The sequence below is a fragment of the Streptomyces sp. NPDC059861 genome (assembly GCF_042731435.1).
Taxonomy (GTDB): domain Bacteria; phylum Actinomycetota; class Actinomycetes; order Streptomycetales; family Streptomycetaceae; genus Streptomyces.
The window spans coordinates 254,553-274,069 of record NZ_JBHWJQ010000001.1; the positions used below are offsets into that span (position 1 = coordinate 254,553).

Annotated in this window: 19 protein-coding genes and 1 pseudogene; 16 read left to right on the plus strand and 4 right to left on the minus strand. The window is 71.7% G+C overall.

What is annotated here, in order from left to right:
* Positions 1 to 36: 36 nt before the first annotated feature.
* Positions 37 to 996: an AraC family transcriptional regulator gene (locus ACFV6X_RS01105; protein ID WP_385375759.1), complete on the minus strand. Its 960-nt coding sequence runs from the start codon at positions 994 to 996 to the stop codon at positions 37 to 39.
* Between the two features lie 80 nt (positions 997 to 1,076).
* Between ACFV6X_RS01105 and ACFV6X_RS01110 the strand changes: the two genes are divergently transcribed.
* Positions 1,077 to 1,910 (plus strand): NAD(P)H-binding protein, encoded by an 834-nt coding sequence (locus ACFV6X_RS01110; RefSeq protein ID WP_385375762.1) that lies wholly within the window; start codon positions 1,077 to 1,079, stop codon positions 1,908 to 1,910.
* A 24-nt stretch (positions 1,911 to 1,934) separates the two neighbouring features.
* Here ACFV6X_RS01110 and ACFV6X_RS01115 read toward each other — a convergent pair whose 3' ends face one another.
* Positions 1,935 to 3,140, minus strand: coding sequence for a YihY/virulence factor BrkB family protein (locus tag ACFV6X_RS01115; RefSeq protein ID WP_385375763.1), 1,206 nt, complete (start codon positions 3,138 to 3,140; stop codon positions 1,935 to 1,937).
* Positions 3,141 to 3,249: 109 nt separating this feature from the next.
* On the opposite strand from ACFV6X_RS01115, the gene ACFV6X_RS01120 reads away from it, so the two are divergent.
* From ACFV6X_RS01120 to ACFV6X_RS01190, 15 genes are all read left to right on the plus strand, one after another.
* Complete coding sequence (locus ACFV6X_RS01120) at positions 3,250 to 4,884, plus strand: acyl-CoA dehydrogenase family protein (protein ID WP_385375766.1); 1,635 nt, start codon at positions 3,250 to 3,252, stop codon at positions 4,882 to 4,884.
* 349 nt (positions 4,885 to 5,233) lie between these two features.
* Entirely contained in the window at positions 5,234 to 6,508 is a 1,275-nt protein-coding gene (locus tag ACFV6X_RS01125; protein ID WP_385375769.1) for a GAF domain-containing protein, read from the plus strand.
* Positions 6,509 to 6,722: 214 nt separating this feature from the next.
* Positions 6,723 to 7,925, plus strand: coding sequence for a hypothetical protein (locus ACFV6X_RS01130; RefSeq protein ID WP_385375772.1), 1,203 nt, complete (start codon positions 6,723 to 6,725; stop codon positions 7,923 to 7,925).
* A gap of 17 nt (positions 7,926 to 7,942) precedes the next feature.
* The gene (locus ACFV6X_RS01135) at positions 7,943 to 8,515 is read left to right on the plus strand and encodes a GNAT family N-acetyltransferase (RefSeq protein WP_385375775.1); all 573 of its coding nucleotides are present in this window, start codon (positions 7,943 to 7,945) and stop codon (positions 8,513 to 8,515) included.
* Positions 8,516 to 8,642: 127 nt separating this feature from the next.
* Positions 8,643 to 8,726, plus strand: a complete 84-nt coding sequence (locus tag ACFV6X_RS01140; protein ID WP_309486338.1) for a putative leader peptide — start codon at positions 8,643 to 8,645, stop codon at positions 8,724 to 8,726.
* A 128-nt stretch (positions 8,727 to 8,854) separates the two neighbouring features.
* Positions 8,855 to 10,552: a nitrite/sulfite reductase gene (locus ACFV6X_RS01145; protein WP_385375778.1), complete on the plus strand. Its 1,698-nt coding sequence runs from the start codon at positions 8,855 to 8,857 to the stop codon at positions 10,550 to 10,552.
* 28 nt (positions 10,553 to 10,580) lie between these two features.
* Positions 10,581 to 10,769: a hypothetical protein gene (locus ACFV6X_RS01150; protein ID WP_385375781.1), complete on the plus strand. Its 189-nt coding sequence runs from the start codon at positions 10,581 to 10,583 to the stop codon at positions 10,767 to 10,769.
* Positions 10,766 to 11,476, plus strand: coding sequence for a phosphoadenylyl-sulfate reductase (locus ACFV6X_RS01155; protein ID WP_385375784.1), 711 nt, complete (start codon positions 10,766 to 10,768; stop codon positions 11,474 to 11,476). Before ACFV6X_RS01150 ends, ACFV6X_RS01155 begins: the two co-directional genes overlap by 4 nt.
* Before the next feature lie 32 nt (positions 11,477 to 11,508).
* The gene (cysC, locus tag ACFV6X_RS01160) at positions 11,509 to 12,045 is read left to right on the plus strand and encodes an adenylyl-sulfate kinase (protein WP_385375787.1); all 537 of its coding nucleotides are present in this window, start codon (positions 11,509 to 11,511) and stop codon (positions 12,043 to 12,045) included.
* Positions 12,042 to 12,977, plus strand: coding sequence for a sulfate adenylyltransferase subunit CysD (gene cysD / locus ACFV6X_RS01165; protein WP_385375789.1), 936 nt, complete (start codon positions 12,042 to 12,044; stop codon positions 12,975 to 12,977). The genes cysC and cysD overlap by 4 nt, the downstream gene beginning before the upstream one ends.
* 2 nt (positions 12,978 to 12,979) lie before the next feature.
* Positions 12,980 to 14,335 carry a sulfate adenylyltransferase subunit 1 gene (locus ACFV6X_RS01170; protein WP_385375792.1) on the plus strand — a complete coding sequence of 452 codons (1,356 nt, stop codon included), beginning with the start codon at positions 12,980 to 12,982 and terminating at the stop codon, positions 14,333 to 14,335.
* A gap of 220 nt (positions 14,336 to 14,555) precedes the next feature.
* Positions 14,556 to 15,662 carry an aliphatic sulfonate ABC transporter substrate-binding protein gene (locus tag ACFV6X_RS01175; RefSeq protein WP_385375794.1) on the plus strand — a complete coding sequence of 369 codons (1,107 nt, stop codon included), beginning with the start codon at positions 14,556 to 14,558 and terminating at the stop codon, positions 15,660 to 15,662.
* Positions 15,663 to 15,693: 31 nt separating this feature from the next.
* Positions 15,694 to 16,482, plus strand: coding sequence for an ABC transporter ATP-binding protein (locus ACFV6X_RS01180; protein ID WP_385375797.1), 789 nt, complete (start codon positions 15,694 to 15,696; stop codon positions 16,480 to 16,482).
* Positions 16,469 to 17,362 (plus strand): ABC transporter permease, encoded by an 894-nt coding sequence (locus tag ACFV6X_RS01185; RefSeq protein WP_365457549.1) that lies wholly within the window; start codon positions 16,469 to 16,471, stop codon positions 17,360 to 17,362. Before ACFV6X_RS01180 ends, ACFV6X_RS01185 begins: the two co-directional genes overlap by 14 nt.
* A 5-nt stretch (positions 17,363 to 17,367) precedes the next feature.
* Positions 17,368 to 18,120 (plus strand): sirohydrochlorin chelatase, encoded by a 753-nt coding sequence (locus tag ACFV6X_RS01190; RefSeq protein WP_385375800.1) that lies wholly within the window; start codon positions 17,368 to 17,370, stop codon positions 18,118 to 18,120.
* A 7-nt stretch (positions 18,121 to 18,127) separates the two neighbouring features.
* Here ACFV6X_RS01190 and ACFV6X_RS01195 read toward each other — a convergent pair.
* Both ACFV6X_RS01195 and ACFV6X_RS01200 read right to left on the minus strand, forming a co-directional pair.
* A pseudogene (locus ACFV6X_RS01195) lies at positions 18,128 to 18,556 on the minus strand (DsbA family protein); the annotation flags it as partial.
* Positions 18,557 to 18,589: 33 nt separating this feature from the next.
* Positions 18,590 to 19,144, minus strand: coding sequence for a DUF1697 domain-containing protein (locus tag ACFV6X_RS01200; RefSeq protein WP_385375803.1), 555 nt, complete (start codon positions 19,142 to 19,144; stop codon positions 18,590 to 18,592).
* Positions 19,145 to 19,517: the final 373 nt, after the last annotated feature.

Below are 19,517 nucleotides of genomic sequence, written 5' to 3' on the forward strand. Positions count from 1 at the left end.
GCCCGCTCGCGGGACCTCGCGGTCCGGCTCGCCCCGCTAGACCCCCACCCCCACCCCGACCACGCGCCCCCGCGTCCGGTGCTCCTGGGGGCTCACCCCGTACACCCGCTTGAAGGCGTTGGACAGGGCGAAGGCGCTGCCGTAGCCGATGTGGCGGGCTATCGCCTCCAGGGTGTCCTCGCTGTCGCGCAGGCGGTCGGCGGCGAGGGCGAGGCGCCAGCCGGTGAGGTAGGTCATCGGGGGTTCGCCCACCAGTTCCGTGAACCGGCGGGCGAGCGCGGCCCGGGACACCCCTGCCTCGGCGGCGAGCGACGCCACGGTCCACGGCCGGCCCGGCTCGTCCTGGAGAAGGCGCAGCACGCGACCGACGACGGGGTCGGCCTGCGCCCGGTACCAGGCCGGAGCCGCCGCCTCGGGGCGCGAGAACCAGGCCCGCAGCGCGGCGATGACCAGCAGGTCCAGAAGGCGGTCCAGGACGACCTCCTGACCCGGCTCGTCCCGCACGATCTCCTCCATGAGGAGCGGGGTGAGCGGGCAGTTCCAGACGTCCGAGGTCAGCGACAGCAGCGGGGGCAGGGCGTCGAGGAGCCGCCCACTGATCTCGCCCTGCCAGAGGTAGGTGCCGATCAGCATCACCGCGGCGCCGTCCAGGCGGTCGCCCCAGGTGCGCACGCCGAGGTCCATCCGGCCGCTCAGCGGCCTGCCATCGGGGTAGCGGCACTCGCCGCCCGGCAGGATCACCGCCTGCGCCGCCGTCGCCGGGTCGTCGCCGCAGGTGTACGGGTCGGGGCCGCGCGCGATGGCGAGGTCGCCGGCCCGCAGCCGCGCCGGCTCGCCCGTGTCCGGGACGATCCAGGCGTCGCCGCGCACCATCAGCATCACGGTGAGCGGCGCCCGGTCCTCGACGCGCACGGCCCAGGGCGGATCGAAACACGCCCGGATCATGAAGGCGCCACGCGCGCGAGGGCCTTCCAGCAGGCCTGCGAGTGGGTCCATGGCGTCAGCGTAGACGCGCGCGTAGGGGAATGAGCCGTTCAGCCATGGGCCCAGGAGCGGTACGGCAGTTCACTGGAGACATGACACAGAAAACGGACATGACGGTAGTGGTGACCGGGGCGTCCGGTCGTGCGGGCAGCCGGGTGGCGCGGGCCGCCCGGGCGGCGGGACTGGAGGTGCGGCCGGCCACGCGCGCCCAGGGCTTCGACTGGGCGGACCGGTCGACGTGGGCGCCCGCGCTGCGGGGCGCGGACGCGGCGTATCTGGTCCACCCCGGGGATGTCGGCTCCCCGCAGGCCACCCTCGCGGTCGGGCTGCTGGCGCACGAGGCGGTCGCCCTCGGCGTACGGCGGCTGGTGCTGCTGTCGGCGCGGGGCGAGGTGCAGGCGCGGCCGACCGAGGAGGCGCTGCGGGAGTCGGGCGCGGACTGGACGGTCGTACGCTCCGCGTGGTTCATGCAGAACTTCAGCGAGGGGCCGTTGGTGGAGGGGCTGCGGCTGGGTGGGGAGCTGGTGTTCCCGGGCGGTGCGGTGCGGGAGCCGTTCGTGGATCTGCGGGACGTCGCGGACGTGGTGGTGGCCGCGCTGGCGGCGGGTGACCGATACGTGGGGCTGGGCATCGACGTGACGGGGCCCCGGCTGCTGACCTTCGGGGAGGCGGTCGCGGAGGTCGCTGAGGCGGCGGGGCGCGAGCTGACGTACCGGCCGGTGCCGGCGGCCGAGTACGGCGCGCGGCTGGCCGCCTTCGGGGAGCCGCCCGAGGTGGTGGAGCTGCTCGTGGACGTGTTCGAGACGCTCCTGGACGGCCGCAACGCCCATCTCTCGGACGGTGTCCGGCAGGTGCTGGGCCGCGAGCCGCGGGACTTCACGGCGTTCGCGACCGAGGCCGCCGCGGCGGGAACCTGGACGCCTTGAGCGGCGGGCGCCCCGGGGCCGGCCTCACTTCTCCCGGGGCGGCTCCACTCCGTTCTCCCCGGCCCCCTTCTGCGAGGAGTTCTGCGAGGAGTTCTGAGAAGAGTTCTGCGACGCGTTGTGCGAGCTCTTCACCTGCGTGCGCAGCCGTGCCGTCACGTCCTCCGGAGGCAGAAAGCGGGACCAGCGCTCGGGGAACTCGGACGGCATGTCGGGGTCGTCCGGGTCGGGGTCGGCCCCGCGGGCCGCGGCGGCGCGGGCGACGTACTCGGCGACCTGCGCCTCGCGCAGCCGCTCGTTGGCGGCACGGGCGGCGGCCGTCGCGGCGGCCGGCCAGACCCGGTCGATCGCCGCGTTGACGGCGGCGCCGACGAGCACGGCGAACGCGGACACACCGATCCACAGCAGCACGGCGACGGCGGCCGCCAGGGAGCCGTAGATCGTCGCGCCCTCGATGGTGTTGGCCAGGTAGATACGCAGCAGGAAGCTGCCGAGCACCCACATGGCGAGCGCGACCAGGGCGCCCGGTACGTCCTCGACCCACGGGGAGCGGACCGGGACGGAGACGTGGTACAGCGTGGTCAGGAAGATGATCGACAGGACCATGACCACGGGCCAGTAGAGGACCTGGACCACCGTCGTCGACCACGGCACGATCCGCACCACCGCGTCCGGGCCCGCCACCATCAGCGGCAGCGCCACCGAGCCGATCAGCAGAGCCGCGATGAACAGCAGGAACGCCACCAGCCGGGTCTTGACGATCCCCCGGACGCCGTCGAGGCCGTACATCACGGTGATGGTGTCGATGAAGACGTTCACCGCCCGGGATCCCGACCACAGCGCGAAGAGGAAACCGATGGAGATGACGTCCGGGCGCCCGCCCTGCATCACGTCGTCCAGGATCGGCCGGGCGATCTGGTTGACGCCCTTGTCGGACAGGACCGTGCGGGAGGCCTCCAGGATGTTGGTCTCCAGGCTGGAGATGGTGTCCGTGCCGGTCCAGGAGTCGACGTAGCCGAGCAGGCCGATCAGGCTGAGGAGCAGCGGCGGCACCGACAACAGCGTGAAGAAGGCGGCCTCGGCGGCCAGGCCGAGGATGCGGTACTCGATGCACGAGTTGACGGTGTCCTTCAGCAGCAGCCAGGCGGTCCGGCGCTTCGAGACGTTCCGGTAGAGGGCACGCGCGCGGTGGAGGCGACCGGAGGGTTCGGGGATGTCACTTGCTGGCTGCACGACCCAAAGGTATCCGTCGCACCGGGCACGGTTCACCCTGGTCGGACGGTGGCCCACGACGCCGCTTCCGTGGGGTGACCACCCCCGTGCTCGGGGTAGGTTCCGAGACATGGCACGCAGCACCCACATCGTGACGAACCAGGTCCCGCCGCTCGTCGGATACGACGTCTTCGGCGCCGACCGCGCCCTCGTCGCGGCCGTCGAACGGCACGTCGCCCCGGACCTGCTCGACGAGGCCCTGGACGAGCTCGCGGCGCTCGGCCGCACCTCGGGGTCGGCGCAGGTGCAGGAGTGGGGGGTGCTGGCCAACGAGAACCCGCCCGGCCTGCGCACCCACGACCGCTACGGGCATCGCGTCGACGAGGTCGAGTTCCATCCGTCCTGGCACCGGCTGCTCGGCAAGGGCGTCGCCGCGGGCCTGACCGCGGCCTGGGCACGGCCGGCCGGGCATGTGCGGCGGGCGGCCGGATTCCTCATGTGGACGCAGGTCGAGGCCGGCAACGGCTGTCCGCTGTCCATGACCCACGCCGCCGTGCCCGCCCTGCGCACCGACCCGGCCATCGCCGCCGAGTGGGAGCCGCGGCTGACGTCGATGATCTACGACCGTGATCAGCGGCCCGCCGGGCAGAAGGCCGGGGTGCTGTTCGGGATGGGCATGACGGAGAAGCAGGGCGGCAGCGACGTCCGTGCCAACACGACCGTCGCCCGGCCGCTCGCGCAGGACGGGACGTACGAGCTGACCGGGCACAAGTGGTTCTGCTCGGCACCGATGTCGGACGGCTTCCTGGTGCTGGCACAGGCACCGGGCGGGCTGACCTGTTTCCTGGTGCCGCGGGTCCTCGCCGACGGCGGCAGGAACGTGTTCCTGATCCAGCGGCTGAAGGAGAAGCTGGGCAACCGTTCCAACGCCTCCAGCGAGGTCGAGTTCGACGGGACCTGGGCGCGCCGGGTCGGCGACGAGGGCCGCGGGGTGCGGACCATCATCGAGATGGTCGCCGCGACCCGGCTCGACTGCGTGCTCGGCTCGGCGGGGCTGATGCGGCAGGCCGTCGCGCAGGCGATCCATCACTGCACGTACCGGGAGGCGTTCGGCGGCAAGCTGATCGACAAGCCGCTGATGCGCAACGTCCTGGCCGATCTCGCTCTTGAGTCGGAGGCCGCGACGACTCTCGGGATGCGCCTGGCCGCCGCCTACGACGACGGGAGCGAGCAGGAGCGGGCGTTCCTGCGGCTGGCGGTGCCGGCCGCGAAGTACTGGGTGACCAAGCGCTGTACGCCGGTGGCGGTGGAGGCGGCCGAGTGCCTCGGCGGAAACGGCTATGTCGAGGAGTCGGGGCTGCCCCGGCTGGTGCGCGAGTCGCCGCTGAACTCGATCTGGGAGGGCGCGGGCAACGTCCAGGCGCTGGACGTGCTGCGCGCGTTGCAGCGTGAGCCGGAGGCCCTCAACGCCTTTCTCCAGGAGGTCGGGCGGGCACGCGGCGCCGACCACAGGCTGGACGCCGCGATCAAGAACCTGCTGACCGAACTGGCCGATCTGGAGGGCATCGAGGCCCGTGCCCGGCGTGTGGTCGAGCGGCTCGCGCTGGTGCTTCAGGGCGCGCTGCTCGTCCGGTACGCGCCGCCGGAGGTCGCCGACGCGTTCTGCGGCTCGCGGCTGGGCGGCGACTGGGGAAACGCCTTCGGGACCCTTCCGCACACGCTGGATCTTGCGTCGGTGGTGGAGCGGGCGCGGCCGGTCTCCTGACGCGGGTACGACGCCTGCGGGGCCCTGACCGGGCGACACCTGGAAAGCCGCGCGCCGACAGGGGTGGTGCTGCGCCGACACGGCACCACCCCTGCCCCTGCCGGCCCGTTGAGGCCAAGCGCGCCGCACGGGCGACGTCGCTCAAGTTTCAAACACCGGAGGTCGGTTCACCAGGGTTGCAAGGGGTTGCAACTTTCCGGTGTGTGTGACCGGACTGGGCCCCTCCGTCAGCGGCGGGCGGCAGTATGGGTCACGAGCAGGACGCGACCGGAAAACGACGCCACCAGGCCTTGACAGCCGGTCGCACATCAGTGTGAACCCGGGGAGGATCTCAGTGCCGCGGTCGCCCATGAACGTGTCGCACCTGGCCGCCGTCGACGCGCCACGGGCCGCGCGGATGCTCAGCGCCTTACGCGACGCCGCGCTCTCCGGCGAGAGCCCGGACCTCGCCCCCCGCCCGGTCATCGAGGAGTCCTGGGGACGCATGCTGCGCGGCGGGGTGGACCCGGAGCACGACTTCCGGTCCGGTCTGCTGCCGCCGGAGGAGGTCCTGCGGCGGCGTGAGGACTCACCGCTGCGACATGCGCTTCCGGTGCTGCGGGAAGGCTTGCTCTCGGTCGCGGACACCGCCCAGCACATCATGGTGATCACCGACGCGGAGGGCCGGGTGCTGTGGCGCGAGGGCAGTTCCGCGGTGCTGCGCAAGGCGGACGGGCTGGGTTTCCTGCTGGGCGCCGACTGGCGGGAGAACACCGTCGGCACCAACGGCGTCGGGACACCGGCCGTGGTGCGCCGGCCCGTTCAGGTGTTCGGCGCCGAGCACTTCGTCCGCTCGCACGCCTCGTGGACCTGCGCCGGCGCCCCCGTCACCGATCCGCGCGACGGCCGGCTGATCGGCGTGGTGGACGTCAGCGGGCCGCTGGAGACAATGCATCCGGCCACCCTCGCCTGGGTCGACTCGGTCGCCAAGCTCGCCGAGGCCCGGCTGCGGGAGTTGCATCTGACGGCGCTGGAAGGGCTGCGCGCCGTGGCCGCCCCGATGCTGGCCCGGCTGACGGGCCGCGCGCTGGTGGTGGACCGGGAGGGCTGGACGGCGGCGGTGACGGGGATGCCGTACACGAGCCGGATCGCGCTGCCCAAGGCGCTGTCGCCGGGCCGCCGCCCGCTGCCCCTGCTGGGGCTGTGCCGGGTGGAACCGCTTGCCGAGGGATGGCTGGTGCGGCCCGCCGACGAGCCGCTGCCCTCCGGTGCCACCCGGATCGTGCTGGACCTGGGGCAGCCGCGCCGCTGGACGGTGACGGTGTCGGGCAGTGCCGGTTCCTGGGCCCACGAACTGAGTCCCCGGCACAGCGAGTTGCTGTTCCTGCTGGCCGAGCACCGGGCCGGGCGCACCGCGGCGCAGCTTGCCGCGGACGTGTTCGGCGACCCGCGCCGCACGGTGACGGTGCGCGCCGAGATGTCGCGGGTACGGCGGTATCTCGGGGGAATCCTGGAGCACCGGCCCTATCGTTTCTGCGATGACGCCGAGGTCCAGGTGATCCTCCCACCCGAGCCGTCCGATCTGTTGCCGCACTCCGGCGCGCCGGCGGTGCTCAGGGTGCGGGCGGCTCCGGCGGTGCTCTGAGCCGGGGTGAGGTTACACACCGTGACAGCAGGGTATGCCGTCGCCGTACATCCGATGGCGACTTCCACAGATCCGAGAGCTTCTTCCGCATATTTACGGGGTCTTCGTCCCCGCTCCGCCGTACCTGACGTAGCATCCCCTACCGGGCCACCCCACCTGCTCCCAGGTCAACGCACGGATCAACAGGCGCAGTTGGCCCACCTCGGGAGGACAGATGAAGCATCGCGGCAGACACCGCCGACGCAAGCGGGGCCAGGCGCTGCGGGCGTTCCTGGCCGGCACCGCTCTCGCGCTCACCGGCGCCGCCACCCTGATCAGCACCTCCCAGGCCACGTCCGGCAACGACCCGGGCGCCCTGAAGCCGATAACCTCCGCGACCTCCCTGGCCGATCTGCGCCTGAGCGAGAAGCCTCTCGCGCGGCCCGTGCCCGACGGACCGGCCCGGCCCGTCGGCGTCGCCGCCGTCCTCGCGGACGCCGACCGCAGCCTGCGCGCCGCGGCCGACTGCGCCGGTGCCGATCGCTCCGCGCTGCCGATAGCGCCCGCGGCCACCCGGGCGCACTGCTGGGACGAGGCCGGCACCGAGCAGTGGCGCACCGGCGGCCTGACCACCTCGGGGGACGCCGACGACGACGGCCGGTGGGGCGCGAACCGCGTGATCCTCTCCGGCTGGAGCGACCCGCGCGGCCACTCCCGGGTCGCCTTCGTCGACGCCAACGATCCCGAGCGCCTCACCTACACCTGGGTCGCGCTCACCGTCCCCACGAGCGGCGACCCCGTCGGCCGGCCGCTCGTCTCGGCACTGACCGGCATGGTCTGGTACCAGGACAAACTGCTCGTCACCGCCGACGAGGGACGCGGACTGTACGTCTACGACCTGGACCGCATCCGGCGCGCCTCCGCCGACACCGCCGCGACCACGCCCCCGGCGCGGGGCGACCGCTACACGCTGCCCGCCGTCCGCTCGTACCGGCTGACCGGGGCCCGGATCGGCGCGCTCTCCCTCGACCGCAGCACCACGCCCGACAGCCTGGTCGCCGGCGAGTCCGTCCCGGCGGACGCCGACCGGCCCACCCGGCTGTGGCGCTACGGGCTCGACGACGACCCCTCCGGCGCGGGCCTGCTCGGCACGGGGCCGCAGGAGGCCTACGAGACGAAGGCGGCCGGCGTCCGGGGTGTGTTCGCCCACCGCTCCCAGTGGTACCTGGCCCGTACGGCGGGCGAGCACGGGACCCTGTGGCGGCAGGACAGCGACGGCGCGCGGGTGGCGCGGTGCGGGACGGACGAGACGTATCTGTGCTGGAGCGGCTCCGCGCGGTCCCTCTCCTACTGGGAGGAGAGCGGCGAGGTCTGGTCGCAGTCGGGGCGGATGCTGTTCTCGCTGCCGCTGGACACGATCGACAGGGCGCTGGACTAGATGATTCCCTGACCGGCATGACGAACATCCCCGTGACCACCTGGTCCCTGGAGCAGACCGCCCCCGCCGACCTGCTCCCGGCCGCGGCGCCGGAGGGCGACGTGCGGATCGCCCGCGCCGAGGTGCCCTCCCCCGAGTTCAGCCGTTTCCTGTACGCCTCGGTGGGCGGGGACATCCGCTGGACGGACCGGTTGGGCTGGCCGTACGCGCGCTGGCAGGAGCACCTGGGGCGGCCCGGGGTGGAGACCTGGGTGGCCTACGACCGGGGCACGCCCGCCGGCTATGTGGAGCTCGAGCCGCAGGACGACGGTGTCGTGGAGATCGTCTACTTCGGCCTGATCCCCGCCTTTCGCGGCCGCCGCATCGGCGGGCACCTGCTGGCGCACGGCGCCGCCCGCGCGTGGGATCTCGCGGACCGGTGGCCGGGGCTCGCCGCGACGAAGCGGGTCTGGCTGCACACGTGCAGCAAGGACGGCGAGCACGCCATGGACAACTACCTGCGCCGTGGCTTCAAGCTGTTCGACACCAAGGTCGAGGAGGAGCCGGACGTCGCGACGCCCGGTCCGTGGCCCGGCGCATACCCCGTCTGACCTGGCCGGACAAGACGGCGTTCACGCCATGTGACCGATGACACCCTTGTTCCACATTCCGGGACAAGGGTGTCCACATTTTGGATAAAGCTGGACTGTGTCCAGATCGCCGTGACACGCTTCCGTCATGTCTGGAACTGGAATTGCCTTGGTGAGTCGGCGGCACGTCGACCTCGGCCGCATGTCCAGCGCCATCTGTCCGGCGAGCTGAGACGTCTCCAGCACCGCCGATCCCCCCAGCTTCGTCTGTCCCTGCGCGATCGCGCGCCCGTACGCCCTCATGCGCCCGTACGCGCAGATCAGAGCCGCTTTCCCCCTGTCCCGAAGGACGTAGAAACCATGGCCGCCAACCCGCAGAACCCCGCTGCCGCGACTCCCCGCCGCAAGGTGAGCCGTCACCGCGGTGAGGGTCAGTGGGCCGCGGGTCACTTCACCCCGCTCAACGGCAACGAACAGTTCAAGAAGGACGACGACGGTCTCAATGTGCGGACACGCATTGAGACGATCTACTCCAAGCGGGGCTTCGACTCGATCGACCCCAACGACCTGCGCGGCCGGATGCGCTGGTGGGGCCTGTACACCCAGCGCAAGCCCGGGATCGACGGCGGCAAGACCGCGATCCTGGAACCGGAGGAGCTGGACGACGAGTACTTCATGCTGCGCGTCCGCATCGACGGCGGCCGGCTCACCACCGAGCAGCTGCGGGTGATCGGTGAGATCTCGCAGGAGTACGCCCGTGGCACGGCCGACATCACCGACCGGCAGAACGTGCAGTACCACTGGATCCGGATCGAGGACGTGCCCGAGATCTGGAACCGCCTGGAGGCGGTCGGCCTGTCCACCACCGAGGCCTGCGGCGACACGCCCCGCGTGATCCTCGGCTCGCCCGTCGCCGGGATCGCCGCCGACGAGATCATCGACGGCACCCCGGCCGTCGAGGAGATCCACCGCCGGATCATCGGCAACAAGGACTTCTCGAACCTGCCCCGCAAGTTCAAGTCCGCGATCTCCGGCTCGCCGCTGCTGGACGTGGCGCACGAGATCAACGACGTCGCCTTCGTCGGTGTCGTCCACCCCGAGCACGGACCCGGCTTCGACCTGTGGGTCGGCGGCGGCCTGTCCACCAACCCGAAGATCGGCGTCCGGCTCGGCGCATGGGTCCCGCTGGACGAGGTGCCGGACGTCCACGAGGGCGTCATCTCGATCTTCCGCGACTACGGCTACCGGCGGCTGCGGACCCGCGCCCGCCTGAAGTTCCTGGTCGCCGACTGGGGTGCGGAGAAGTTCCGCCAGGTGCTGGAGGACGAGTACCTCGAGCGCAAGCTGGTCGACGGCCCCGCGCCCGCCCAGCCCGTGGAGCGCTGGCGCGACCACGTCGGCGTGCACCGGCAGAACGACGGCCGGTTCTACGTCGGTTTCGCACCGCGGGTCGGCCGCGTCGACGGCGCCACGCTGACGAAGATCGCCGAGGTGGCGGAGGCGCACGGCTCGGGCCGGGTCCGCACCACCGTCGAGCAGAAGATGATCGTGCTGGACGTCGACGAGTCGCAGGTCGACTCCCTCGTGGAGGGCCTGGAGGCGCTGGACCTCACGGTCAGCCCGTCCCCGTTCCGGCGCGGCACGATGGCCTGCACCGGCATCGAGTTCTGCAAGCTCGCCATCGTCGAGACCAAGGCGCGCGGCGCCTCCCTGATCGACGAACTGGAGCGCCGGATCCCGGACTTCGACGAGCCGATCACCATCAACATCAACGGCTGCCCGAACGCCTGCGCCCGTATCCAGGTCGCGGACATCGGTCTCAAGGGCCAGCTGGTCGTCAACGACCAGGGTGAGCAGGTCGAGGGCTTCCAGGTGCACCTCGGCGGCGCGCTCGGCCTGGAGGCCGGGTTCGGCCGCAAGGTGCGCGGCCTGAAGGTCACCTCGCAGGAGCTGCCCGACTACGTCGAGCGCGTCCTGAAGCGCTTCCAGGCGGAGCGCGAGGACGGCGAGCGGTTCGCGACCTGGGCGGCCCGCGCCTCCGAGGAGGCCCTTTCGTGAGTGCGGCGAGCGAGACGAGGGATGCCCTGTGAGTGAGCGTGCCGCACCTTTCTTCTGCCCCTACTGCGGCGACGAGGACCTGCGTCCGAGCGAGCAGGGCCACGGCGCCTGGGAGTGCGCGGCGTGCAACCGCGCCTTTCAGCTGAAGTTCCTGGGGCTGCTCTCCCGTGGGCTCCAGCAGGACACGAAGGGCACGAAGGGAGGGGACGGGATATGACGACGGCTCAGGAGATGCGCGAGACGCAGGAGCTGAAGGCGCTCGCCGAGCAGGCGGGCCGCGACCTCGAGGACGCGTCCGCGCTGGAGATCCTCCGGTGGGCGGCGGAGACCTTCGGCAAGCGGTTCTGCGTGACCTCGTCCATGGAGGACGCGGTCGTCGCCCACCTCGCGTCCCGCGTGATGCCCGGCGTCGACGTCGTCTTCCTCGACACCGGCTACCACTTCGAGGAGACCATCGGCACCCGGGACGCCGTCGAGGCGGTGATGGACGTCAACGTCATCACCCTCACCCCGGAGCAGACGGTCGCCGAGCAGGACGCCGAGTACGGCCCGAAGCTGCACGACCGCGACCCCGACCTGTGCTGCTTCCTGCGCAAGGTCAAGCCGCTGGAGCAGGGGCTCGCCGACTACGCGGCCTGGGCGACCGGACTGCGCCGTGACGAGTCCCCGACACGGGCGGGCACCCCCGTGGTCGCCTGGGACGAGAAGCGCCAGAAGATCAAGATCTCGCCGATCGCCCGCTGGACCCAGGACGACGTGGACGCCTACGTCACCGAGCACGGCGTCCTGACCAATCCGCTCCTGATGGACGGCTACGCCTCCATCGGCTGCGCCCCGTGCACCCGGCGGGTGCTCGCGGGCGAGGACGCGCGCGCCGGCCGCTGGGCCGGGCGGTCCAAGACCGAGTGCGGGCTGCACGGATGACGACCACCACACCGACCCCTCAGGAGAAGCACGTGACGAGCGGAGCCACCGTCTGGCTCACGGGCCTGCCGAGCGCCGGCAAGACCACGATCGCGTACGAACTGGCCGGCCGGCTGCGGGCGGAGGGCCACCTCGTCGAGGTGCTCGACGGCGACGAGATCCGCGAGTTCGTCTCGGCGGGCCTCGGCTTCAGCCGCGAGGACCGGCACACCAACGTGCAGCGCATCGGTTACGTCGCCGAACTGCTCGCCCGTAACGGCGTGAAGGCCCTCGTCCCGGTGATCGCGCCGTACACCGACAGCCGCGACGCGGTGCGCAAGCGGCACGAGACGAACGGCACCGCCTACGTCGAGGTGCACGTGGCGACCCCGGTCGACGTGTGCTCCGTGCGCGATGTGAAGGGGCTGTACGCCAAGCAGGCCGCGGGCGAGCTGACGGGGCTGACCGGCGTCGACGACCCGTACGAGGAGCCCGCCTCGCCCGACCTGCGCATCGAGTCGCAGCACCAGACCGTGCAGGAGTCCGCCGCGTCGGTGTACGCCCTGCTCGCCGAAAGGGGACTGGCATGACGACCGTCGCACCCGTGACCGAGGAGACGGAGACCCCGTACGCCCTCTCGCACCTGGACGCGCTGGAATCCGAGGCGGTGCACATCTTCCGTGAGGTGGCGGGCGAGTTCGAGCGGCCGGTGATCCTGTTCTCCGGCGGCAAGGACTCCATCGTCATGCTGCACCTGGCGCTGAAGGCGTTCGCGCCGGCCTCGCTCCCCTTCTCCCTGCTGCACGTGGACACCGGGCACAACTTCCCCGAGGTCATCGAGTACCGCGACCGCACGGTGGCCCGGCACGGCCTGCGGCTGCATGTCGCGTCCGTGCAGGACTACATCGACCGCGGTGTGCTCAAGGAGCGCCCGGACGGGACCCGTAACCCGCTCCAGACGCTGCCGCTGACGGAGAGGATCCAGGCGGAGCGCTTCGACGCGGTGTTCGGCGGCGGCCGCCGCGACGAGGAGAAGGCCCGGGCCAAGGAGCGGGTGTTCTCGCTGCGGGACGAGTTCTCCCAGTGGGACCCGCGCAGGCAGCGGCCCGAGCTGTGGAACCTGTACAACGGCCGCCACGCCCCGGGCGAGCACGTCCGCGTCTTCCCGCTGTCCAACTGGACCGAGCTGGACGTCTGGCAGTACATCGCCCGCGAGGGCATCGAGCTGCCGGAGATCTACTTCGCCCACGAGCGCGAGGTCTTCCGGCGCGGCGGCATGTGGCTGACCGCCGGCGAGTGGGGCGGCCCCAAGGAGGGCGAGACCGTCGAGAAGCGGCAGGTCCGCTACCGCACAGTCGGCGACATGTCCTGCACCGGCGCCGTCGACTCCGACGCCCGGACCCTGGAGCAGGTGATCACCGAGATCGCCGCGTCCCGGCTGACCGAGCGGGGCGCCACCCGGGCCGACGACAAGCTCTCCGAGGCCGCGATGGAAGACCGCAAGCGCGAGGGGTACTTCTAGCCATGACGAGCACCACCGAACCCACCGAGACGCTGTCGGTCGAGCAGCTGTCGGCGACCACCCTGCTGCGGTTCGCCACCGCCGGCTCGGTCGACGACGGCAAGTCCACCCTGGTCGGCCGGCTGCTGCACGACTCCAAGTCGGTCCTCACCGACCAGCTGGAGGCCGTGGAGCGCGCCTCGGCGAGCCGTGGCCAGGAGGGCCCGGACCTCGCGCTGCTGACGGACGGCCTGCGCGCCGAGCGCGAGCAGGGCATCACCATCGACGTGGCCTACCGCTACTTCGCCACTGCGCGCCGCCGGTTCATCCTCGCGGACACCCCCGGGCACGTGCAGTACACCCGGAACATGGTCACCGGCGCCTCCACCGCCGAGCTGACGATCGTCCTCGTCGACGCCCGCAACGGCGTCGTCGAGCAGACCCACCGGCACGCCGCGATCGCCGCCCTGCTGCGCGTCCCGCACGTCGTCCTCGCCGTCAACAAGATGGACCTCGTCGGCTACGAGGAGAAGGTCTTCGGCGCGATCGCCGACGAGTTCACGGCGTACGCGACCGAGCTCGGCGTCCCCGAGGTCACCGCGATCCCGATCTCCGCGCTGAACGGCGACAACGTCGTGGAACCGTCCGCGAACATGGACTGGTACGGCGGCCCGACCGTTCTGGAGCACCTGGAGACCGTTCCGGTGAGCCACGACCTGGCGCACTGTCACGCGCGCCTGCCGGTGCAGTTCGTGATCCGGCCGCAGACCGCCGAGCACCCGGACTACCGGGGCTACGCGGGGCAGATCGCGGCGGGCACCTTCCGCGTCGGCGAGCAGATCACCGTCCTGCCGGCCGGGCGTTCGACGAAGATCTCCGGCATCGACCTGCTGGGCGAGCCGGTCGACGTCGCCTGGACCGCGCAGTCGGTCACCCTCCTGCTGGAGGACGACATCGACATCTCGCGCGGCGACCTGATCGTGCCCAGCAAGGACGCGCCGCCGACCACCCAGGACATCGAGGCGACCGTCTGCCACGTGGCCGACCAGCCGCTGACCGTCGGCCACCGGGTGCTGCTCAAGCACGGCACGCGCACGGTCAAGGCGATCGTCAAGGACATCCCGTCCCGGCTCACCCTGGACGACCTGTCCCTGCACCCGCACCCGGGGCAGCTCGCCGCCAACGACATCGGCCGGGTGAAGGTCCGCACCGCCGAGCCGCTGCCGGTCGACTCCTACGCCGACTCGCGGCGCACCGGTTCGTTCATCCTGATCGACCCCAGCGACGGCACCACGCTCACCGCGGGCATGGTCGGCGAGTCGTTCGCCGCCCCGGAGCCGGTCCGGGGCGACGCCGAGGACGACGGGTGGGACTTCTGACCATGCACCCGACCGACTTCTACTCGTCCTTCGCGAAGGAGGGCGGCCGCGTCGGCAGCGGCGCCCTCGGCAGCGGGCAGGGCGGAGTGGCGCGATGTGCGTGACGCCCACGATGCGCGCGCGGACGTACGCGCCCCGCGCGCGCCGCCGAAAACCCGCCGACCCCCCGGCCACGACCTGAGGTGTCGTGACCGCCGGGACTCCGAGAGGAACACCTCCCGTGCCTGCCACCACCGCCCTGCGCCGCACTCTCGTGGCGATGGCCGCGCTGCCGTTGCTCGCGCTCGCCGCCTGCGGCTACGGCTCCCAGGCCAAGGACGACGACACGGTCAAGGTCGCCGCCGGGGCGAAGAAGATCGACGGTCTGGACTCCGTCCGGATCGGCTACTTCGGCAACCTCACCCACGCCACCGCCCTGGTCGGCCGGCAGCAGGGCTTCTTCCAGAAGGAACTCGGCGCCACCAAGGCCGAGTACGCCACCTTCAACGCCGGGCCCTCGGAGATCGAGGCCCTGAACTCGGGCTCGATCGACATCGGCTGGATCGGCCCCTCCCCGGCGATCAACGGCTACATCAAGTCGGGCGGCAAGAACCTGCGGATCATCGGCGGTTCGGCCTCGGGCGGGGTGAAGCTCGTGGTCGACCCCGAGAAGGTCAAGTCCCTGAAGGACGTCAAGGGCAAGCGGATCGGCACCCCGCAGCTCGGCAACACGCAGGACGTGGCGTTCCTGAACTGGATCTCCGAGCAGGGCTGGAAGGTCGACGCGGAGAGCGGCGAGGGCGACGTCTCCGTGGTCCGCACGGACAACAAGGTGGCCCCGGACGCCTACCGGTCAGGGTCCGTCGACGGCGCCTGGGTGCCCGAGCCGACCGCGTCGAAGCTGGTCGCCGAGGGCGGGAAGGTACTGCTCGACGAGTCCGACCTGTGGCCCGACAAGAAGTTCGTGATCACCAACATCATCGTGTCGCAGAGCTTCCTGAAAGAGCACCCGAAGGCGGTCGAGGCGGTGCTGCGGGCGTCCGTCGGGACCAACAAGTGGATCAACGCCCACCCCGCCGATGCGAGGGCGGCGGCGAACCGGCAGCTCCAGGCGGACACCGGAAAGCCGCTGCCGCCCGAGGTGCTGGACCCGGCCTGGCGGTCGATCCGCATCACCGACGACCCCCTCGCGACCACGCTCGACGTCCAGGCGCGGCACGCGGTGCAGGCCGGCCTGCTGGAGCGGCCCGACCTGAAGGGCATCTACGACCTCACGCCGCTGAACAAGATCCTCGCCGCCGAGGGCGAGGCCACCGTCGCCGACGCCGGCCTCGGCGCCGCTTCATAAGTCCCTGACCAGTTCCCAGGAGGTGACGACCATGGCCACGACCTTCGCCAAGGCCGCCGACGCCGGTACGTCGGTGGAGCACGCCGCGCGCATCGAGCACGTCTCGAAGTCCTTCGCCGGCCCCGCCGGGCAGCAGCTCGTCCTCGACGACATCACGCTCGATGTCGCGCCGGGCGAGTTCGTCACCCTCCTGGGGGCCTCGGGCTGCGGCAAGTCCACGCTGCTCAACCTGGTGGCGGGGCTAGACAAGCCGTCGGCCGGCTCGATCACGACGGACGGCCGCCCGGCACTGATGTTCCAGGAGCACGCCCTCTTCCCGTGGCTGACCGCGGGCAAGAACATCGAGCTCGCCCTGAAGCTGCGCGGTGTGCCCAAGGCGGAGCGACGCGGCCGCGCGGAGGAACTGCTGGAACTGGTCCGGCTCCAGGGGGCGTACGGCAAGCGGGTGCACGAGCTGTCGGGCGGCATGCGGCAGCGGGTGGCGCTGGCCCGCGCGCTCGCGCAGGACAGCAGCCTGCTGCTGATGGACGAGCCGTTCGCGGCGCTCGACGCGATCACCCGCGACGTGCTGCACGACGAGCTGACCAGGATCTGGACGGAGACACGGCTGTCCGTGCTCTTCGTGACGCACAACGTGCGGGAGGCGGCGCGGCTCGCGCAGCGCGTCGTGCTGCTGTCGTCGCGTCCGGGACGGATCGCGCGCGAGTGGACGGTCGACATCCCGCAGCCGCGCCGCATCGAGGACGCCGCGGTGGCGGAGCTGTCCCGTGAGATCACCGAAGAACTGCGTGGGGAGATCCGCCGACATGGCCAGCACTGATACGCACGCCGTCAAGGGCGGCCACGATCTGGCCGGCGTCGAGGCGGGTCTGGACGCCCTGGACACGGTGCAGACGGGCCGTACGCCGCTGCGCACGACGTTCACGCAGAAGATCGTGCCGCCGGTCACCGCCGTCCTGCTGGTGCTGGCGGTGTGGCAGGCGCTGGTCACCTTCGGCGTCGTCGACGACCCCAGCAAGCTGCCCTCGCCCTCCGACGTGTGGGGCGAGGTGCGGACCGCCTGGCTTCAGGGGACGCTGCTCGACTACATCTGGACCAGCGTCTCGCGCGGTCTGCTGGGCTTCCTGATGGCACTGGCCATCGGCACCCCGCTGGGCCTGCTGGTGGCGCGGGTGCGGTTCGTACGGGCCGCGATCGGTCCGATCCTGTCCGGCCTGCAGTCGCTGCCTTCGGTGGCCTGGGTGCCGCCGGCCGTCATCTGGCTCGGTCTGAACAACCAGATGATGTACGCCGTGATCCTGCTGGGCGCGGTCCCCTCCATCGCCAACGGCCTCGTCTCGGGCGTGGACCAGGTGCCGCCGCTCTACCTGCGGGCGGGCCGCACGCTCGGCGCGACGGGCCTGAAGGGCACCTGGCACATCGTGATGCCGGCCGCGCTGCCCGGCTACCTGGCCGGCCTGAAGCAGGGCTGGGCGTTCGCCTGGCGGTCCCTGATGGCCGCCGAGATCATCGCCTCCTCCCCCGACCTGGGCGTGGGGCTCGGCCAGTTGCTGGAGAACGGCCGCAACACCAGCTCCATGTCCATGGTCTTCCTCGCCATCCTGCTCATCCTGATCGTCGGTATCGCCATCGACCTGCTGATCTTCAGTCCGCTGGAGCGGCGGGTGCTGCGCAGCCGCGGCCTCCTGGTGAAGAGCTGATCCCCATGCGCCACGAACCGGTCCTCGTCGTCATCGCCCACGGCAGCCGCGACCCGCGGCACGCCGCGACCGTGCACGCCCTGGTGCGGCGGGTGCGGTCGCTGCGGCCGGGCCTGCGGGTCGAAACCGGTTTCCTGGACTTCAACGTCCCGTCCGTGCGGGGCGTGCTGGAGTCCCTGGCGGTGGAGGGCGTCCGCGACGTCGTGGCGCTGCCGCTGCTGCTGACGCGCGCCTTCCATGCGAAGGCGGACATCCCGGCGGTGCTGCGGGAGGCGCCCCGGCGGCTGCGGATCCGCCAGGCGGAGGTGCTCGGCCCCTCCCCGCTGCTGATGGCCGCGCTGGAGCGGCGGCTGTACGAGGCGGGGCTGACGCCCGCCGACAAGTCCTCGACCGGGGTCGTCCTGGCCTCGGCGGGGTCCACGGACCCGGAGGCGATCGCAGTGATCGCAGAAATCGCGCGGGAGTGGCGGCACACCGGTTGGTGCGCCGTGCGGCCTGCGTTCGCCTCCGCCGGTTCTCCCGCGGGGTTCCCCCGCACCGAGGACGCGGTGCGGGAACTCCGCGCCCTCGGCTGCGAACGCGTCGCCGTCGCGCCGTACGTCCTGGCCCCCGGCTTCCTGCCGGACCGCATCGCGCGGGGCGCCGCCGAGGCGGACGTACTGGCCGGTGTGCTGGGTCCGGCGCCGGAGGTGGCCCGGGTGCTGCTGGAGCGGTACGAGGGGGCGCGGGTGCCGCTGCGGGCGGCTGTCGGGGCCTGAACCGGCCTCAGTCGAACCAGAGCCCTCCGGCGCGGGTCCGCCCCAGCTCGAAGAAGTCCGGGTGGCCGGCCAGGACGCGGAAGCTGTCGAAGAGCTCGGCGGCCCGCGGGCCACGCGGAATCGCCCGCAGCACGGGCCCGAACCACACCGTGCCGTCGGCATGGACGGTGGGAGTTCCCACATATCGCCTGGAGTCGGCCTCCGCGCCCGCCTCGTGGCCACGGCGGACCGCCTCGTCGTACGCCGGGTCGTGAGCGGTGGCGAGGTCGCCGTCGAGCCCCACTTCGGCCAGCGCCTCGGCGATCACCACGTCGAAGTCCTCGGCCTCGCCTTCGTGTATGCGGACGCCGAACGCGGAATACAGGTCACGCAGTACGTTCTCGCCGTGCCGCTCGGCGGCGGCCACCGCCACCCGCACCGGGCCGATGGATGGTTCCCGGTCCAGTTGCCGGGCCTTTCTCCTGGGCCACTACCCGGTGGACGACCCGGTGAGCTCCACCAGCTTGACGACGGTGTTCCAGTTCCTGGTCGTGGCGGTCACGCCCTTGTTCAGGCGGGGCCTCGCCAGGTACTCGGCGAGCTTGGAACGGCCCAGGCCGTTCGGCGCGTACAGGTACAGGACGCGGTCGCCGAGCCGGAACTCCTCGGGCAGGAAGGCCGCCTGGTCGATCTCGGCGAAACGCCCGGCGTCGACCGGTACGGAGAAGTAGGTGGCGTGCAGCTGCTTGGCCTCCAGTTCGGCCGCCGGGAACGGGCAGTTGTCGGCGACCGCCTTCAGATAGGCGTGGTCGCGCACGATGAGGTCCACCCCGAAGCCGAACCGCTTCTCGATCGCCCGCGTGAGCTCGGCGGCCAGGGACTCCTCGTCGCCGTGGTCGGCGCCGAACACGGCCTGACCGCTCTGGAGATACGTCCGCACGCCCCCGTGACCGAGGCTCTCCATCAGGGCGCGCAGGTCGGCCATCGGGACCTTCTTGCTGCCGCCCACGTTGATTCCGCGCAGCAGCACCGCATACGTCGTCACCCGTCCACCCTAAGCGGCCGTCGTGCCCCGTGGGGGCGGGCACGACGGCCGGGCCCGGCGTGCGGGCTGCGCGAAACTCTGGCCCATCGAACCGGCCGGTAGCAACCACTACACGCACCTGTGACTTGTTCAACAAGGTTTCGCAATCAGGAGTCGCCACAAAGGGCGCCAAGGGTGGATCCCTGATCATCGGCCCGGACATCGGCCGATAGATGTAAGGGGCCGGTGTCCTCCCCAGTGGTGAGGGCGGGGTGGCCGTCCGGAGGACCAGGGGGTCCGCCGCTTCACCGGGCAGCACGACGAGACGGCCTTGTCCGGCCCATACCTTCGAGACGAAAGGTGGCGGCAGGGGGCTGTCACCGCTCACGAGGGG

What these genes read in the sequence shown, in the direction of transcription:
- ACFV6X_RS01185 (WP_365457549.1), top strand. Translation starts at nt 16,469, where the DNA reads ATGGCCAGCACTGATACGCACGCCGTCAAGGGCGGCCACGATCTGGCC.
- ACFV6X_RS01140 (WP_309486338.1), top strand. Translation starts at nt 8,643, where the DNA reads ATGTCTGGAACTGGAATTGCCTTGGTGAGTCGGCGGCACGTCGACCTC.
- ACFV6X_RS01105 (WP_385375759.1), bottom strand. Translation starts at nt 996, where the DNA reads ATGGACCCACTCGCAGGCCTGCTGGAAGGCCCTCGCGCGCGTGGCGCC.
- ACFV6X_RS01130 (WP_385375772.1), top strand. Translation starts at nt 6,723, where the DNA reads ATGAAGCATCGCGGCAGACACCGCCGACGCAAGCGGGGCCAGGCGCTG.
- ACFV6X_RS01180 (WP_385375797.1), top strand. Translation starts at nt 15,694, where the DNA reads ATGGCCACGACCTTCGCCAAGGCCGCCGACGCCGGTACGTCGGTGGAG.
- ACFV6X_RS01135 (WP_385375775.1), top strand. Translation starts at nt 7,943, where the DNA reads ATGACGAACATCCCCGTGACCACCTGGTCCCTGGAGCAGACCGCCCCC.
- ACFV6X_RS01190 (WP_385375800.1), top strand. Translation starts at nt 17,368, where the DNA reads ATGCGCCACGAACCGGTCCTCGTCGTCATCGCCCACGGCAGCCGCGAC.
- ACFV6X_RS01120 (WP_385375766.1), top strand. Translation starts at nt 3,250, where the DNA reads ATGGCACGCAGCACCCACATCGTGACGAACCAGGTCCCGCCGCTCGTC.
- ACFV6X_RS01125 (WP_385375769.1), top strand. Translation starts at nt 5,234, where the DNA reads ATGAACGTGTCGCACCTGGCCGCCGTCGACGCGCCACGGGCCGCGCGG.
- ACFV6X_RS01155 (WP_385375784.1), top strand. Translation starts at nt 10,766, where the DNA reads ATGACGACGGCTCAGGAGATGCGCGAGACGCAGGAGCTGAAGGCGCTC.
- ACFV6X_RS01145 (WP_385375778.1), top strand. Translation starts at nt 8,855, where the DNA reads ATGGCCGCCAACCCGCAGAACCCCGCTGCCGCGACTCCCCGCCGCAAG.
- ACFV6X_RS01110 (WP_385375762.1), top strand. Translation starts at nt 1,077, where the DNA reads ATGACACAGAAAACGGACATGACGGTAGTGGTGACCGGGGCGTCCGGT.
- cysD (WP_385375789.1), top strand. Translation starts at nt 12,042, where the DNA reads ATGACGACCGTCGCACCCGTGACCGAGGAGACGGAGACCCCGTACGCC.
- ACFV6X_RS01170 (WP_385375792.1), top strand. Translation starts at nt 12,980, where the DNA reads ATGACGAGCACCACCGAACCCACCGAGACGCTGTCGGTCGAGCAGCTG.